Source organism: Kaistia adipata DSM 17808, assembly GCF_000423225.1.
In the GTDB taxonomy this organism is placed as follows: Bacteria; Pseudomonadota; Alphaproteobacteria; order Rhizobiales; family Kaistiaceae; genus Kaistia; species Kaistia adipata.
The window spans coordinates 51,100-66,115 of sequence record NZ_AUHO01000012.1; the positions used below are offsets into that span (position 1 = coordinate 51,100).

General features: G+C 70.6%; 17 protein-coding genes. 1 reads left to right on the forward strand and 16 read right to left on the reverse strand.

The window, feature by feature from the left end:
* Positions 1-6: 6 nt before the first annotated feature.
* The 13 genes from ccmI to G539_RS0112560 form a co-directional block, all read right to left on the reverse strand.
* The gene (gene ccmI, locus G539_RS0112505) at positions 7-1,149 is read right to left on the reverse strand and encodes a c-type cytochrome biogenesis protein CcmI (protein ID WP_029075505.1); all 1,143 of its coding nucleotides are present in this window, start codon (positions 1,147-1,149) and stop codon (positions 7-9) included.
* Between the two features lie 87 nt (positions 1,150-1,236).
* Positions 1,237-1,704: a glycine zipper 2TM domain-containing protein gene (locus G539_RS0112510; RefSeq protein ID WP_029075506.1), complete on the reverse strand. Its 468-nt coding sequence runs from the start codon at positions 1,702-1,704 to the stop codon at positions 1,237-1,239.
* 90 nt (positions 1,705-1,794) lie between these two features.
* A complete protein-coding gene (locus G539_RS0112515; RefSeq protein WP_029075507.1) occupies positions 1,795-3,156 on the reverse strand; it encodes an ATP-binding protein in 1,362 nt (453 codons plus the stop codon).
* Positions 3,156-3,839, reverse strand: a complete 684-nt coding sequence (locus G539_RS0112520) for a response regulator transcription factor (protein WP_029075508.1) — start codon at positions 3,837-3,839, stop codon at positions 3,156-3,158. The genes G539_RS0112515 and G539_RS0112520 overlap by 1 nt, the downstream gene beginning before the upstream one ends.
* Before the next feature lie 2 nt (positions 3,840-3,841).
* The gene (locus G539_RS0112525; protein WP_035831268.1) at positions 3,842-4,153 is read right to left on the reverse strand and encodes a PepSY domain-containing protein; all 312 of its coding nucleotides are present in this window, start codon (positions 4,151-4,153) and stop codon (positions 3,842-3,844) included.
* A 64-nt stretch (positions 4,154-4,217) separates the two neighbouring features.
* Entirely contained in the window at positions 4,218-4,595 is a 378-nt protein-coding gene (locus tag G539_RS0112530) for a hypothetical protein (RefSeq protein ID WP_051231344.1), read from the reverse strand.
* Positions 4,592-5,512, reverse strand: a complete 921-nt coding sequence (locus G539_RS24620) for a glycoside hydrolase family protein (protein WP_051231345.1) — start codon at positions 5,510-5,512, stop codon at positions 4,592-4,594. Before G539_RS24620 ends, G539_RS0112530 begins: the two co-directional genes overlap by 4 nt.
* Positions 5,513-5,686: 174 nt before the next feature.
* The gene (locus G539_RS0112540; protein ID WP_029075511.1) at positions 5,687-6,991 is read right to left on the reverse strand and encodes a hypothetical protein; all 1,305 of its coding nucleotides are present in this window, start codon (positions 6,989-6,991) and stop codon (positions 5,687-5,689) included.
* Between the two features lie 53 nt (positions 6,992-7,044).
* On the reverse strand, positions 7,045-7,302 hold the full coding sequence (locus G539_RS0112545) for a spike base protein, RCAP_Rcc01079 family (protein ID WP_029075512.1): 258 nt from the start codon (positions 7,300-7,302) through the stop codon (positions 7,045-7,047).
* 216 nt (positions 7,303-7,518) lie between these two features.
* Positions 7,519-7,857: a DUF2793 domain-containing protein gene (locus G539_RS0112550; protein ID WP_029075513.1), complete on the reverse strand. Its 339-nt coding sequence runs from the start codon at positions 7,855-7,857 to the stop codon at positions 7,519-7,521.
* Positions 7,850-9,544 (reverse strand): phage tail protein, encoded by a 1,695-nt coding sequence (locus tag G539_RS26230; protein WP_084639969.1) that lies wholly within the window; start codon positions 9,542-9,544, stop codon positions 7,850-7,852. Before G539_RS26230 ends, G539_RS0112550 begins: the two co-directional genes overlap by 8 nt.
* A 30-nt stretch (positions 9,545-9,574) precedes the next feature.
* Positions 9,575-11,719, reverse strand: coding sequence for a baseplate multidomain protein megatron (locus G539_RS26235; protein WP_051231347.1), 2,145 nt, complete (start codon positions 11,717-11,719; stop codon positions 9,575-9,577).
* Positions 11,719-12,162 (reverse strand): NlpC/P60 family protein, encoded by a 444-nt coding sequence (locus G539_RS0112560; protein WP_029075514.1) that lies wholly within the window; start codon positions 12,160-12,162, stop codon positions 11,719-11,721. The genes G539_RS26235 and G539_RS0112560 overlap by 1 nt, the downstream gene beginning before the upstream one ends.
* Positions 12,163-12,233: 71 nt before the next feature.
* Here G539_RS0112560 and G539_RS0112565 point away from each other — a divergent pair, with 71 nt between their 5' ends.
* A complete protein-coding gene (locus G539_RS0112565) occupies positions 12,234-12,545 on the forward strand; it encodes a hypothetical protein (RefSeq protein ID WP_029075515.1) in 312 nt (103 codons plus the stop codon).
* Positions 12,546-12,553: 8 nt separating this feature from the next.
* On the opposite strand, the gene G539_RS0112570 is transcribed toward G539_RS0112565, so the two are convergent.
* The 3 genes from G539_RS0112570 to G539_RS0112580 all read right to left on the reverse strand — a co-directional run bounded on the left by G539_RS0112570 (position 12,554) and on the right by G539_RS0112580 (position 14,857).
* Complete coding sequence (locus G539_RS0112570; RefSeq protein WP_029075516.1) at positions 12,554-13,444, reverse strand: DUF2163 domain-containing protein; 891 nt, start codon at positions 13,442-13,444, stop codon at positions 12,554-12,556.
* 10 nt (positions 13,445-13,454) lie between these two features.
* Positions 13,455-14,096, reverse strand: coding sequence for a DUF2460 domain-containing protein (locus G539_RS0112575; protein WP_035831271.1), 642 nt, complete (start codon positions 14,094-14,096; stop codon positions 13,455-13,457).
* A 206-nt stretch (positions 14,097-14,302) separates the two neighbouring features.
* The gene (locus G539_RS0112580; protein WP_029075518.1) at positions 14,303-14,857 is read right to left on the reverse strand and encodes a phage tail tape measure protein; all 555 of its coding nucleotides are present in this window, start codon (positions 14,855-14,857) and stop codon (positions 14,303-14,305) included.
* Positions 14,858-15,016: the final 159 nt, after the last annotated feature.

Genomic DNA, 15,016 nt, shown 5'->3' on the forward strand with positions numbered 1-15,016 from the left:
GTGCGATCAGTCCTTGCCAATGCCAATGTCGCGCGCCGCCGTTTCGACGACAGTGAGGAGATCGGGCCGTTCCTTGAGCGCCGTGCGGGCGCGGGCGAGCGCCGCGTTCGCCTCGTCCGTGCGCCCGAGAACCATATAGGCGCGCAGGAGGCGTTCCCACCCCTGCGGATCGGCCGGCTCGGCGTCGAGCCGCGCGGCCAGCCCGCCGACCATGCCCTCGATCATCGCCTGCCGCTCGGCCGGCGTCTGCTCGGCCGCCGCGGCGATGTCGGCCTGGGTCGGCCCCGGCGCCGCAGGAGTTACCGTGGCCTCGGCGGGCACCGTCGTCGTCGGCTGCAGCTTGGCCAGCTCGGCCCGCGCGGCGCCGAGCCAGGGCGCATCGGTCGGCGCCGAATCGATCAGCGCGTTCCAGGCGGAGATCGCCTCGTCCTTCTTGCCGGACTGGGCCAGCGAATAGGCGAGATAGAAGCGCGACCGGATATCCTGGGGATCGAACTTCAGCGCCTTCTCGAAAGCGGCCCGCGCCTCGTCGGTGACGACGTCGCCGCTCGCGCGGGTCAGCGCCTCGCCATAGAGCGACTCGCGCTCGGCGGTCGAACCGAGCAGGCGCTTGGCATTGCCGAGCGCGCGGACGGCATCGTCGAAACGGCCGAGCCGCATGTAGATCGGCGACAGGATCTCCCAGCCGCGGCCATCCTCGGGATTGGCGGCGAGATGGGTCTCGACCTTGGCGATCAGGTCGTCGACGCTGCCTTCGGCCGCCGGCTCGGTCGCGCGGCTCGCGATCGGGACATCGGCGAGCTGCGGCGAGCCGACGAAGAGATAGAGCCCGATGGCGACGAGCGGCACCGCGATCACCGCGACGAGCCGCTCGATGCGATAGGCCGAGCCGGTCCCCGACGACGTCGTCGCGCCGGCCTCGCTATTGAGGAGGCGGCGGGAGATTTCGATTCGCGCGGCCTCGGCCTCGGCGTCGCCGATCAGCCCGCGCTCGCGGTCGCGCGCCAGCTCGTCGAGCTGGTCGCGATAGATCGACCGCGCCGCGCCGCCGGAGGCAACGGTCTGGACACGAGGGGCCCTGCCCAGCGGAATGAGCACGGTGAGCGAGGCGGCGGCCGTCAGCACGGCCATGACGATCCAAAGAAGCATGATTTGTCCTTGGACCGGTTCTAGCCTTTCCCCTGCGGCGACGCACGCCGCATTGTGTCGCGGACGGAAGGTCTCCGCCGCAGTGCGTCAGTCGATCGAACGCCAGGTGCCGTCGCCCTGGCGGCAGGCGGTACCGCGCGCGGCCTGCGGCTCGCCGCCGGCCCAGATGCGATGCGTGTAGTCGCGGCAATCATAGGCGTTCACGCGGTAGCGCGGACCGGGCACGACCTCGCCGCGATAGCCGGCGCGGTCGCCGCGCCAGTCGATGGGCGTTCCGGGCCGGCCATATTCCAGTGCCTGGAACTCGGCCTGCTGGGCGCGCTGCCGCTCGCGATCGTCGAGGCCGCGGCCGATCGACTGGCCGGCGACGCCGCCGATCAACGCGCCCGCCGCCGTCGCCGCGACACGACCCGAGCCGCTGCCGAACTGGTTGCCGATGACCCCGCCCGCCAGCGCGCCGCCGACGGTGCCGACGCCTTCATTGCGGCCCGTGCTGGCACAGCCGGCCAGGGCCGAAGCGACGAACCCCACGACAACCAACGAACCCAACCGCATGACATTCCACCTCTTTTGCTCCGCACGAGGCCGGAGCCATCCATCGTCGCCATCCGATAACAGCATGGCGGAATTGCGAAATGAAGTCGGTCACGCCGCCGGCAGGCGAAGCTCCGCGCGCAGGCCACCCAGCGGCGAGCGATCCATCTCGAAGGCCCCTTCATAGAGCCCCGCCAGATCGGTGACGATGGAGAGGCCGAGGCCGGAGCCCGGCTTGCTCTCGTCGAGCCGCTTGCCGCGCCGGGTCGCCTCGCGCATCTCCTCGGCGGTCAGGCCCGGGCCGTCGTCGTCGACGCGGATGATCAGCGAACCGTCCATGTCGTGGCCGGCCGGGATCAGGCTGACCTCGACCGCGACCTTGCCGTTCGACCATTTGCAGGCATTGTCCACGAGATTGCCGACCATCTCCTCGAGGTCCTGCTGCTCGCCGCGGAAGCGCGCCTCGGCCCCGACATGGAGCGAAATCTCGATGCCGCGATCCTCGTGGATGCGGCGCATGGCGCGGACGAGCCGCTGCAGCACCGGATCGGCGTCCGTCACCGCGCCGATCACCTGCGAGCGGGCGGCGATGCGGGCGCGGTCGAGATGGTGGTTGATCTGCATCCGCATCACCTCGGCCTGCTCGCCGACCTTGGCCGCGAGCTTGCCGTCCTCGGCGCGCGCCTCATTGGTGATGACGCTGAGCGGCGTCTTCAGCGCGTGCGCCAGATTGCCGACATGGGTGCGGGCGCGCTCGATGATCTGCTGATTCGACTGCATCAGCGCGTTGAGTTCCTTGGCGAGCGGCTCGATCTCGGCCGGGAACGGGCCGTCGAAGCGCTGCTCCTTGCCGCTCCGGAGCGCCGCGAGGCCGCGCCGCGCCTGGTCGAGCGGGCGCAGGCCCCAGCGGATCTGGAACGCCGTCGAGGCGACCAGGCCGATGCCGAAGACGGCGAGCGTCAGGGCGACGCTGGTGCGGAAATCGGCGATCTCCTCGCTGAGTTCCGAGGCGTTGCCGGCGACGAGCACGTCGTAGCGATGGTCGACGTCGAAGGTGATCGTCCGCTGCAGCACCCGCAGCTGCTGCTGGTCCGGCCCCTCGATCGTCGCCTGCTCGACACCGTCCACCGTGGAGCGCGAGGTCGCCTTGGCGAGATCGAGCGTATCGGTGGAGAGCGAGCGCGAGGCGAGCAGCACCGGGCCATTGACCTGGCGGATCTGCCAGTACCAGCCGGAATAGATCAGCTCGAAGCGCTGCTCGCCGAGATTGCCGGGATCGTTCAACTGTCCCGGCGCCTGGGTCGCAAGATTGCCGACCAGCGTCTTCAGATAGACGGAGAGCCGCTCGTCGAAGGCGCGCTCGACGGTGTCGCGATAGAGCGAGGTCAGGATGATGCCAGCGGCGACCAGAGCAATGGCGCTCCAGATCGACGCGCCGGCGATCAGCCGGAACGCGAGCGAGTTGAAGCGCATCAGCCGCCGCCGGAGGCCGCGGCGCCCGGCGTCACGATGCGGTAGCCGAGCCCGCGCACCGTCTCGATCAGGTCGGCCGAGACCTTCTTGCGCAACCGCCCGACGAACACCTCGATCGTGTTGGAATCACGATCGAAATCCTGATCGTAGAGATGCTCGATCAGCTCGGTGCGCGAGACGACGCGGTTGCGATGGTGCATCAGATATTCGAGCACCTTGTATTCATGCGCGGTCAGCTTCACCGGATTGCCGTCGACGGTGACGCGACCTGCCTTGGTGTCGATGCGGACCGGGCCGCATTCGATCTCGTTGGTGGCGTGGCCGGCGGCGCGGCGGACCAGCGCGCGGATGCGGGCCAGCACCTCCTCGATATGGAAGGGCTTGGCGACATAATCGTCGGCGCCGGCGTCGATGCCCTGCACCTTGTCGCTCCAGCGGTCGCGCGCCGTCAGGATCAGCACCGGCATGTTGCGGCCGGCGCGGCGCCAGGCCTCGAGCACGCTGATGCCGTCCATGCGCGGCAGGCCGATGTCGAGCACCACGGCGTCATAGGGCTCGGTATCGCCGAGGAAATGGCCGTCCTCGCCATCCCTGGCGGAATCGACGACGTAGCCGGCCGTCTTCAGCGCCTCGGAGAGCTGGCGGTTGAGATCGGGATCGTCCTCGACGACGAGAATGCGCATGTCTAGCGTCCCACCACCGCGCCGCTGCGCGCATCGACGCGCACCCGCTTCACCTCGCCGCCGTCGCCCAGCACGTTGACGACATAGACCAGGCGGTTGCCGGCCATGCAGAGCTGCGCAGAAACGACCTCGCCCTCGGCGAGCGAGCCACGGATCGCGCTCAGCGAGATCGCGTCGCCGCGCTGCACCGCCTGGCGGGCCTCCCCCTGCGACAGGCACGATTCTCCATAGGCCGCCTTCGGACCCGAAACATCGGATCCGAACCAGACAAACAGGGCCGCCAGCAGGAGGATCGTGAGGAGGTGCTTTGACATGCCCCCTCGTAGCCGGCTGGACATGAACATGATCTGAATGCCGACAACCTCCGCGCGAGAAACGTCATTTGAGACGAAGGGGCGCCCGGGCGCGCCACCGACCGTAGAGCGCCAGTCCCGCGCCCGTCAATGTGCCGAGCGCGACGGCGATCTCGGCCAGCGAGGCCTTGTCCTCTGCGGAAAGCGCATGGCCGAAGACGAGACCGAGGATCGGCGACAGCGCCGCGAGGATCGCGCCCCAGGTGACGCGCGAGGCGTACCAGGGCTCGGCATTGGCGATGTGGCGCAGCGCCGGGTCAGCGACCAGCTCCTCCTTCAGCGCCTCCGTGAGGGTCGGCGCGATCGTCGGCGAAAGCGGCACGTCGGGGCGCCCGACCATGCGGTTCACGGCGCCGGAGAGTGCGCCGAGCAGGATCTCGACCGGGTTGAGCGTGGGCATCATCGACGTCTCCTCTTCAGCGTGACGTAGGCGCGGATCTCATCGCGATAGCGCCAGAGGACGATCGCGAGCAGCGTGGCGCAGATTGCAAGGATGCCGAAGGCGACGATGGCATCGGCCGGAACTGCGCCCGTCTCCGTCGCCGGGCCGGTCCCCGTCACCACGACGCCACCGGCGGCCACGGCCCCGCCCGCCGCCGTGGACGCCACGGTGGCCCGGGCGGCGAGCACGCGGGCGATCTGCGCCAGCGTCCCCGGCCCGGCGATGCCGTCGACGACGAGCTGGGGATGCGACGCCTGAACGGCGCGCACCGCAGCCTCGGTGGCCGGGCCGAAGGCTCCGTCGGCGGCGCCGGCGAGGACGCCCAGCCGGATCAGGTCGCGTTGCAGCAGGCGGACCGCCTCGCCGGTGTAGCCGCGCCGCAAGGCGGCGTAGGACGCGCCGGCGGTCTCGCGCCGTCCATCGAGGATCAGCGCCGCCTCGCGGGCGCGACGGCGGACCAGCCCCTCGACCACGCGGCCCCCCGCCTTGTTCCAGGCGGCGAGGCCGGTGCGGACCGCGTTGCGGTCGCCGCGCCGCCATGCGGCGGCCCAGGCGGCCCGGCCGATCGCGCCGGTGTTGAAATGGAACGACACGCCGCCGTCGAACGCATGCTGGGCCGCGCCCGGCATGGCGGCCGCGACCGGCGGCTCGTAGCGGCGAGCCAGCGCCTCGGCGAGCAGCGCGCGGCTTTCGGCGCGGGTAATGGTCATGCCGGCCTTCGGCGTCACGACGCCCGACGCCGCCGTCAGGCCGACGCCGATGGTCCAAACGCCGGCGATGTCGCGATAGGCGCGCAGCACCTCGCCCTCCTCGGCGATCAACTGCTCGAGCCCGGCGGCGCTGATCGCGCGGCCGGCAGGCGAAGCAGGGTTCGACATCGAGATGCCTCCCGTCCAGGATCTGGAAAAACCGACATCGGCGGCGGAACGGCCGGGAACCAAGGGGATCCGGCGACGTTTGCTGGCTGAGATGCGATGCGTCTCATTCCCCGGTGCCCCAACCGGCGAGCCCGCCGCTCCTCCCCCCAGCGGCGGGCTCCACGTTTCAGCCCGTCAAAAGTCGACGATGCTGGCGCCGCCCACCGCCGCATAAGCCTGACCGGCGGACGGACCATGACGCCGGAAGCGGATCGCCGCGGTATCGGTCGCGGCCATCGCCTGGGCAGATCCGGCCGAACGCGTCTGCTCCAGCCACAACTGCGCCGTACCGGACGCGGCCAAGTCGATGGCAGCCGTGCTGCCGCCGCGCGCCGCGTCGCCCTGGCTGTCGCGCGCGATCGTGCCGAGGCACCAGAATTTCGACGCCTCGCCGAGGCGGAGATTGGCGCCGAAATTGTGGTGGTAGTCGCCGCCGATCGCGATGCCTCCAAGCCCCTCGCGGCAGGCAAGGCCGCTGTCGGAGAGGTGTCCGTGGCGGCCATTGTCATAGGCTTCGCAATCGATCGCGAGCGGCCGCAGGGCGGGTGTCCCGCCGAGCGACCAGCGGAAATCGAGCCCCTCCTTGGCGTTGGCGGCGGCGGTGCATCGGACGAGCGCCGCGAGGCCGGAGTTGTCCTCGATGCGGAACCCGTCGCCGGCATGGCTCGGCCCGCCGGCGAAGCGGGCCGAGCAATCGACGCAGACGATCGCGCGGCTGGCGGTGCCGCGGATATAGACGCCACCATTGGCGCCGCCCTGGAAATCGAAGCCTTCGAGATAGACGGACTTGCCGGTCACATCGATCGAGAAGGCGTCGACGACGATGAGCACGCGCGTATTGGCGTTGGTCGGCGCCAGCCCGTCGGCGCGGCGGACATAGAGCGTGCCGCCATCCTGCGCCCAGGAGCCCGGCATCGCGTTGCAGGCGGCCGCATCGGCTACCCGGGCAAGCTCGACCGGATTGCCGAAACCGTTGGCCTGCAGCAGGTCGAGCACGACCGTCACCGTCGAGCGGGCGACGGCATAGCAATTGCCATAGGTCGCATGCGGACTGGCGGGCCAGGCGAGGTCGTGGCCGGACCAGCAGGTGACGCGGCCGCCCAAGGCGCGATAGGCCGCCGGTTGCGTCGGCACCACCATGGGGCCGCCATTGGTGAAGTTGTTGGCGCGCGAATAGGTGCCGGTCTTCACCAGCACGTTGAACGGCACGCCACCGGCATTGCCGAGCTGGGTCGCGACGAAGATCGATTTCAGCGCCACGGCCCAGCCGGCGCCGGACGCGGCATCGCTGCCGGTCGCGACGTCGACATGATAGGTCGGCCCGGCAAGCGCCGCCGCCGCGTGCGCCTCGGGACGAAAATCCGTCACGAAGCGACCGCCGCGCTGGCGGATCACGAGCGGGAAATCGACGAGCGGAAAGCCGAGGCCGGCCGGCGGCACGCGCCGCCTCCCCGCGCCGCCCGGCCGATGGAGACCAAGGTCCGGCAGCCGCATCAGAGCCACCCGACCAGCGTCGCCGTCGTGCCGGTCGCGAGCACGCGCACGGCCCGGATCGGCAGCACGTCGCCGGCATAGCGGCTGTAGGCCAGGTCGGTTCCCGCCTCGTCGCGAACGACCGCCGCGCCGTCAGTCTGAAAGACGAGCGCGCGAGGCCGGAGCGCCAGATTGGCCGTGTCGGACGGCGTGATGGCGAAATGGCGCGTGGCCGGGCCGGAAGCGCCGGACGCCACGCCAGCAAAGGGATCGCTCATGGGATTCCTCCAAGGGTTTGGGTTTCAGTCGTTCCGAGCGCGCGGGGCGTCACCCGCTCGCCGTCATCCCGGACGGAGCGAAGCGAAGATCCGGGATCCATTCCGCCGAGGCATGGAGAGGTTCGCCTGGGACAGCGCGGCTGAATGGATCCTCGCTTTCGCGAGGATGACGGCAGAGATGGAAATGCGGGACGGAGGCCGGGAAGGATGCAGCGTTCACACGCTCGTCCACCCCGCCGTCTTCAGCACCAGCAGCGCATCGGTCGCCCTGTCGAAGACGACCCAGCCGATGGCCGGCGTCGCGAACCACCAGGCGCCGTCGCTGGAGATGGCGAGCTTGCCGTCCTCGCCGGCCCAGGCGCCGGTCGCGCCGGTGCCGACAAGGTGGCGCTCGCCCTCCGCCGGCGATCCCGGCGGACTGGTCGCACCCACGCCTTCGACGGCGATGTTCACCAGCGCGTCGAGGCGGACCAGCGCCTCGTTGTGGGTGACGTGCTTCTGCGCCTGCGAGGGCGCGAGGAAGGGCAGCGCGAGATGCGCGGTCTGCTCAGCCATGGACGAGGATCTCCGTTGCGATTCCGGCGCCCGCCGTCGCGCTCAGCTGGCTGACGCGGGCGATGAAGGAGACGCCCGGCGCCGACAGCATGGCGGCGAGCGTCGCGGCGGAAAGCGTGAGATGCGGCGCGGATGTCTCAAAGCGCCCGCGCTCGCTCGGGCCTTCGAGGATCAGGACCCGATAGGCCTCGCTCGCCTCGCCGAGCGGCACCTCGGCCTGGTCCCAGCCATCGCCGCCGAGGCGGGTCTGGCGGATCCAGTCGAGCCTGAGATCGCCGACCGGATTGCGCGTGGCGCGAAGATGCGCCGGCGCATGCGGGAGAAGCGCGCGGCCATGGACGGTGAAGTCGAGCGTCGTGAAGCTTTCCGGATCATAGGCGGAAGCGAGCGGCCCGGCCCGCAGGCTGCGGAGCAAGCCTGTCTCGGCCGGATCCAGCGCGAGGAGCGGCGTCGCCGCGTCGATCAGGACGAAGCGGCTGCCCGGCGCATGGCCGGCGGCCGCGTGATCGGACGTGCCGCCCTGCCCGCGCAGCAGGCCGGAGACGCGCCAGAGCCCCTCGCCGACCAGCAGCGCGTCGCGGAACTGGATGACCTCGAAGCCATCGGCGGCATGGCCGATCGCCACGATGTTGCGGCCGTTCAGCACCGCTTCCGCCGGCTCGCCGGAGAGCGTCTCCGCAGGGAGCGAGACCTCGAGGAAAGTGGCGCGGTCCCAGCGCCCGACCGGCCCGGGCGGGATCGCCGCCGCGATCGTCCCCATCACGGCGCGCTGCGGGATCGACTGCCGAAGCTGGTAGCCGGACGATGCCGAGCCGATCGCGACGCCGAACGGACCCGGCCACGGATCGGCGAAGAGCGCGATCCGCGCGGCCGGCGCGTCGACGCCGGAGAGCGACGGCAGGTCGAGCACGGCGACATCGGGCGGCCCCGGATCGGGCGACCATTCGGGCGTGCCGACGGTTCCGCCGCCGGTCGGCACGCCGGAACCATAAGGATCGATGCTCTTCCCCTCGATGCGGCGCGCCAGCCCGTCCTCGATTTTGGTGACGCGAAAGCTGATCCGCCCCTCGGGTCGGATCAGCGTCACCGTATCGGCCGGTTCGAGCGCGAGACGCCGGTCAGTCAGCGCCAGCGACACCGTCTCGCGGCCGTCCCAGATCTCCTGCAGCCGGTGATCGGCGAGCGCCACGGCGAGCGCGTCGTCGGTGACGATCCCGGTCGAGAGCGCCGTCTGCCGGTCGCCGGCCGCCTCCAGCCGCCGCGAGGCCACGACGCGGTCGCGATAGTCGGACGCCCCGTCGATGAAGCCGAAGGCGAGCTCGGCCGGCAGTTCCGTCTCCTGCGCGCGACGGAGCGTGACCAGCGGCTGCTCGCCCTCCGCCACCAGATCGGCCACCCCGATCGCCAGGCGCGGAAGCCCGCGCCGGACGAAGCGCACAACATCGCCCGATTCCGCCGCCTCGAAGCCGAGCGCCTCGGACAGGCCGAGCAGCGCCTGCCGCGCCGAGCCGACCCGGGCGATGACGAAGCCGTCGACGATGCCGTCGAGATCCTCGATGCGGAAGTCGAGGAAGCCGTAGTCACGCAGGATGCGCTCAACGAGGCGAATGGTGGTGAGGCTGCCGAGCCGGCCATTCAGCCAGTGCCCGGTCTCCCAGTTGCCGCCGTCCGACCAGACATCGGTCAGCTGCGGAAAGGCCGGATACGGGCGGGCGTCCTAGGACCAGACATAGGTCCGGGCCGGATCGACCATGCGGCCGGCATAGACGTCGGACGCCGGATTGGCGGCCTCGGCGAAGTCCGGCGCGGCCGGGTCCCAGTAGCCGAGCACAGCGGTCAGGAACCGTTCCTGCATCAGCGCGTCGCGGCCGCCATTCGAGAAATGCGGCAACCGCGCGCCGCCGACCTTGGGATCCGGGAAGACGTTCGGCTCGTTGGCGCCCTTGTCGATCGCCGCGCAGCCGATCTCGGTGAACCAGATCGGCTTTGAGCGCGGCGTCCAGGCTGTCGGCGTGCCGCTCTCGACACCGCCTGGCCGGTCGAAATGCGGGTTCGACCACCAGCCGACAAGGTCCTTGTAGCGGAACACCCAGGGCTTGCCGGCCCCACCATCGGTGATCGCCGACCGGATCTGCGCCATCCGGTCGGCGTCGCTCGCATAGTACCAGTCGAAGCCCTCGCCGCCGGCGATGTTCGAACGCAGATAGGCGACGTCGCGGCCGCTGTCGGCGACGGTAGCGTCCAGATGCTCGAAGCCGTCGCGCCAGTCGGAGAGCGGCACGTAGCTGTCGATGCCGATCGCGTCGATGGCGTCGTCGGCCCAGAGCGGATCGAGGTGGAAATGGACGTCGCCCGAGCCATCGGGAGGCTGGTGACCGAAATATTCGCTCCAGTCGGCGGCATAGGTGATTTTCGCGGCCGGCAGGATCAGCCGGATTTCGGCCGCCAGCTGGCGCAGCGCCGCGACGAAGGGATAGGTCGAGGCATCCGAGCGCAGCGTCGTCAGCCCGCGCAGTTCCGAGCCGATCAGGAAGGCGTCGACGCCGCCGGCCGCCTTGCAGAGATGGGCGGCGTGCAGGACCATGCGCCGATAGGTCCATTCGTCGGGTCCGGAATAGTGCACCGCTCCGCCCGAGACCGAGAAATGCGCCGGCAGCGCCGTGCCGACGAAGGCCGCGATCTCGTCGGCGGCCGCCGCCGTCTGGTCCGGCGAGCCCGGCCGCCCCGGTGCGATCGCGGCGGTGATCGTGCCGCGCCAGGGAAAAGCGGGCTGGTTGCCGTCCCACCAGGGATGCGGCAGCGCGTTATCGGCCGGGATGTCCATCATCAGGAACGGATAGAAGGTGACGGCGATGCCGCGCGCCTTCAGGTCCCCGATCGCGCGGATGACGCTGGCGTCCGAGGGCGTGCCGCCGAAGGCCGGGCGATCGTCGATGCGGCTGACCGAGCGGGCCGCGCCGCGACCAAGCCCCGAGACCCGCCAGGATGTCGGGCTGGTGACGGTCGCGTGGTCCTCGACGCGCGGCGTCACTGTGCAGGATCCGGCGCGCAGATCGTCGCCGAACCAGGTGACGGCGAGCGCCGCCCGTTGGAGGTTCGGGCAGAGCGCCTGCAGGGCGTCGATCGAGGCTTCCCAGTCGGTCCGCGCGCCGTCGACATGGCGGTTGATGGTGACGCGGCGGCCGGGCCCGCGCGAGGTGTAGACGGGGAGCGGGTCATAGGCGAATTCGGACGCGCCCGGGATGATGACGACGGCGCGGATCGCATCCTCGACGCCGCCCACGGCGCGGAACACTTCGAAGGCAAGCTGCGGCAGGCGGTTGCCATAGTCGCCGACCGGCAGCCGCTCGAACACCACCATCGCCGTGCCGCGATAGGCTGGCGTTCCGCTCGCGCCCTGCTTCGCCTCGATCAGGCTGTCGGCCGGCTGGTCCTCGCCTCCCAGATGCACGCGATGATGCACGCGCGCCATGTCGAGCAGCGCGCCATCGGCCCAGACGCGGCCGATGCGGGCGATCGGCCCCTCGCAGATCCCCACCGCGAAATTGGCGAAATAGGAATAGGTCGTGACGGTCGGCCCGCCCTTGCCGCCCTCCTCCTTGCGCACCTCCTGGAAGCGCGTCGCCCAGATGACCTGTCCCGCCAGCCGGGCGCGGCCAAAGACGCGCGGGATCGGCGCGCCCTCCTCCGAGCGCTGCACCGAAAGATCGGAGAGGCGCGGCCCCTCGATGTCGCGGCCGAACAGGCTCTGGTCGACGGCATAGCCGGCCATCGCGCCGACCGCGCCGCCGACGATCGCGCCGAGCGGCCCGAACAGGCCGCCGATGGCGGCGCCGGCCGCCTGCAGGACGAGGGTCGCCATCAGTCGGTCACTCCGGGAAACGAGAAGGCGAAGGCGATGCGCCGCCGCCACCAGGGCGACAGGCTGGCGAGCGCGACGGCGGCGCCGTCCTGCGCGTGGATGAACCGGTCGGGTGCGACGAGTATCGCCGCATGCTTGGCGGGCAGCGTCTCGCGCCAGCGAAAAAGCAGCAGATCGCCCGTCGTGGCGTCTCGGGACGGGATCGCCGGCATGTGCCGGCCCGCCGCCGCGGCGAGCGTCTCGACGCCGCCGGCTTCGGCCCAGTCGGGTGTATAGGCCGGCATCGCCTCGGCCTCGCGGCCATAGAGCTCGCGCCAGACGCCGCGCACCAGGCCGAGGCAGTCGCAGCCCACTCCCCGGAGCGAGGCCTGGTGGCGATAGGGCGTGCCGAGCCATGGCATGGCCGCGTCGACGACGAGCGCGCGGGAAAGGCTGGTGACCATTTCGATCCGCCTCCGAATCTGCGAGTTTCCCGGCGCCGGGCGAACCGGCGCAGTTTGAAGCGGGGCACGGCATGGCCGGATACAGCGAGAGCATGGATGCGGTCAGGGCGATCCTGACGACGCTGACGCGCGAGACCGCCTGGGAGCGCAAGAACGAGATCAGCCGCGCCATCGACATCGCGCTGGCGCATGTCACCTGGACACCGGCGGTCGGCGCGGCGGCGACCGACGCGGCCGCGCGCTGCTTCGAGACGCTCCGGCTCGCGAGCCGCGCCGCCACGGCCGGCACGCCCTTGCAGGACGAGGCCGCCCGCGAAGCGCTCGCCGCGATCGACGCGCTGGAAACCGCGCTCGCCGCCGCGCCGCCCGTCCGGCCGGGCTGATCTACCCCTCAGCCGGAGATCCGGCCGCCGTCATTGCGGCTGCCGGAGCGGGCGTAGCCGAGCGCGAAATCATTGCCGGGCATGTGCGGAAAGCCCCGGAAATTCAGCCCATTGGCGAATTTTTCTCGACAGGTGGCGAAGCGCTTGTTGCAGCCCGCCGTGACGTCGAAGCCATCGCCCGGCAGGATCGGCCCCGTCATCGGGCTCCAGAGCTCGATGGTCAGCCCCTCCGCGCCGGCGCGCTGCGCCTTGACCACGGCGCGGCGGCCTTCATTGGCGCCGCTCGTCCAGTGGACGACGCCGCGTTCGAACCAGCCGGTCGCGAAACCGTCGAGGCCGGACACCGTGAAGCGCCGCCCGTCCGCCGCCGCGACGACGGCGCCGCTGCCGTGAAAAGCCGGATCGTCGAGATCGACCCGGCAGCGCCCGTCGCCAAGATCGGCGTCGCAAGCGGCACGGAACACGCGCCCCTGCGGCTGATCGAGCGCGGCGGCGAGGCCGCGGATCTCGGCCCGAAACGCGTCATCCTCGCGCAGCACCTCGCCGACATGGCCGACGCGCAGCAGCAGCCGCTCGGCCGGCGCGGCCCAGTTGACGATATAGGTCTCGATCCGGGCATGGTCGAAGCGGCCGGCCGCCAGATCCGCCTCCGAGAGCCGGTCGGAGATGAGCGCGCCCGCGACCTCCATGCCGCCCGTCACCAGGCCGGTCTCGGCATTCGCCTCGCCGGCGTCGAGCCCGCTCGCCGCCTCGAAGGTGACGCCGTCGAAGACGAGGTCGCGGTCATGGTCGGTGAAGCCGAGCGTGACGCCGTCCGCCCGGTCGAGACGCCAGCAATGGCAGGTCGTCGAGGCGTCGCCGGAAAGATGCGCGGCGAGATCGGAAGGGATCGCTCTCATGCCAGTTTCCTCACGGCCGGATCTCCACGATCGGGATCGACGGGATCTCGCCGGCCTCGAAGGCGGCAAGGTTGACGACGAGATGGTCGGTGTCGAAGCGCACCGGCACGTCGAAGCGGAAACCTGCCGTCAGTTCGGCGCCCTCGTCCGGCGGTGCCGAGAAGGTGACGCGGCCGGTCGTCGGATCGACGGCGAAGGCGCCCGGATCCAGCGACGCGCCATCGATCGCCACCAGGACCGAGCCGTCGACGGGCTTGGCGATGGTCCGCTCATAGGGCGCGTGCAGCGCTCCATAGGTCTTCACCAGCTGGAACACCGCCGTCTCGCCGTCGCCCGTACCGAGTTTCTGGTCAGTCGCCGCGATGGCGGCGCCCGGCGGCGCCGAAGCATCGTCCATCCGGTCGCGCCAGCGGAAGCCGAACAGGCGGCCGCGCCGCTCCTCGAAGAACTGGATCACCTGATCGAGATCGGCGAGCGAGCGCACGCCATAGCCGGCGTCGTAGCGTCGGCGCGCATCGGCCCAGCGGGCGTTGCGCCGCTCGTTACCCGAGCCGAGCGTGACGATCTCGGTGCGCCGCTCCGGCCCGCCCGACGAGCCGAAGGCGATGCCGGTCGGAAAGCGCACCTCATGAAAGGCCGGGATCAGCGGCATGGATGGCTCCTTCGCTTTGCGTCGCCGGAAGTCATGCAGGTCGACACCTCCATCATCCTGAGGTGCCCGAGCACAGCTCGGGCCTCGAAGGACGCACAACCGCGATGCAGCCCATCGATTGCCCGAGTGAGTGCGTGCTTCGAGACGGCCCTGCGGGCCTCCTCAGCATGTTGGGAATGGCGTTCTGGCTGCGATCGATGGAGCCTTCACAGCCCCCTCCTGCCGCGCCCGACGGCGCGGGCGAGTGTCGCGGCGACCTGCGCCTCGGACTTGCGGAACGACGCCACATCCGCCGTCTGGATGGCGATGTTGACGGTCACGGGCCCGCTGCCGCCGCCGGCGACGCCGAGCCTTCCGTCCGGCCCGCGGGCAAGCGGCATCACCGCTTCCGCCCCCGCCTCGCCCATCAGCCCGAGCCCGCCGGAGAGCGGGAAATAAGTCGGGCTGGCGACGACGCCGCCCTTGGCGAAGGGCGTGACGCCGCCGAGCGAACCCAGCGAACCGACCAGGCCCGACAGCAGGCTGCCGATGCCGTTCTCGATCGGCTTCAGCGCCGCGTTGAGCGCCATCGTCGAGAAGCGCAGCGCCAGCCCCTTCAGGATGTCGTCGAACTCCTTGCCGCCAACGACGGCGTCGCGAAACGCCCGGCTGATCGTGCCGGAAAACCCATCCGCCTGCTTGGCCAGCCCCTCCAGCGAGGCAGTGAAGGCGGAGGTATCTGCGGTGATGCGGACCGAGAGTTCATCGATCGGCGTAGTCATGCTGTCTCCTTCTCGCGCGTCGTTTCCTTCAGGCAGATTTCCATGACACCCGGCCATCATCCTGAGAATCCGGCCCATAATTCAACATCGGGCTTGGCTGAGGCGCCTGACGAGGAGTTTGATGCAGGCGATCATCAGCCAAGCGTGGGCGCTGGCGAT

Excerpts from the sequence above, each read along its gene's own strand:
- ccmI (WP_029075505.1), bottom strand. The coding sequence starts at position 1,149 with ATGCTTCTTTGGATCGTCATGGCCGTGCTGACGGCCGCCGCCTCGCTC.
- G539_RS0112510 (WP_029075506.1), bottom strand. The coding sequence starts at position 1,704 with ATGCGGTTGGGTTCGTTGGTTGTCGTGGGGTTCGTCGCTTCGGCCCTG.
- G539_RS0112515 (WP_029075507.1), bottom strand. The coding sequence starts at position 3,156 with ATGCGCTTCAACTCGCTCGCGTTCCGGCTGATCGCCGGCGCGTCGATC.
- G539_RS0112520 (WP_029075508.1), bottom strand. The coding sequence starts at position 3,839 with ATGCGCATTCTCGTCGTCGAGGACGATCCCGATCTCAACCGCCAGCTC.
- G539_RS0112525 (WP_035831268.1), bottom strand. The coding sequence starts at position 4,153 with ATGTCAAAGCACCTCCTCACGATCCTCCTGCTGGCGGCCCTGTTTGTC.
- G539_RS0112530 (WP_051231344.1), bottom strand. The coding sequence starts at position 4,595 with ATGATGCCCACGCTCAACCCGGTCGAGATCCTGCTCGGCGCACTCTCC.
- G539_RS24620 (WP_051231345.1), bottom strand. The coding sequence starts at position 5,512 with ATGTCGAACCCTGCTTCGCCTGCCGGCCGCGCGATCAGCGCCGCCGGG.
- G539_RS0112545 (WP_029075512.1), bottom strand. The coding sequence starts at position 7,302 with ATGAGCGATCCCTTTGCTGGCGTGGCGTCCGGCGCTTCCGGCCCGGCC.
- G539_RS0112550 (WP_029075513.1), bottom strand. The coding sequence starts at position 7,857 with ATGGCTGAGCAGACCGCGCATCTCGCGCTGCCCTTCCTCGCGCCCTCG.
- G539_RS26235 (WP_051231347.1), bottom strand. The coding sequence starts at position 11,719 with ATGGCGACCCTCGTCCTGCAGGCGGCCGGCGCCGCCATCGGCGGCCTG.
- G539_RS0112560 (WP_029075514.1), bottom strand. The coding sequence starts at position 12,162 with ATGGTCACCAGCCTTTCCCGCGCGCTCGTCGTCGACGCGGCCATGCCA.
- G539_RS0112565 (WP_029075515.1), top strand. The coding sequence starts at position 12,234 with ATGGCCGGATACAGCGAGAGCATGGATGCGGTCAGGGCGATCCTGACG.
- G539_RS0112570 (WP_029075516.1), bottom strand. The coding sequence starts at position 13,444 with ATGAGAGCGATCCCTTCCGATCTCGCCGCGCATCTTTCCGGCGACGCC.
- G539_RS0112575 (WP_035831271.1), bottom strand. The coding sequence starts at position 14,096 with ATGCCGCTGATCCCGGCCTTTCATGAGGTGCGCTTTCCGACCGGCATC.
- G539_RS0112580 (WP_029075518.1), bottom strand. The coding sequence starts at position 14,857 with ATGACTACGCCGATCGATGAACTCTCGGTCCGCATCACCGCAGATACC.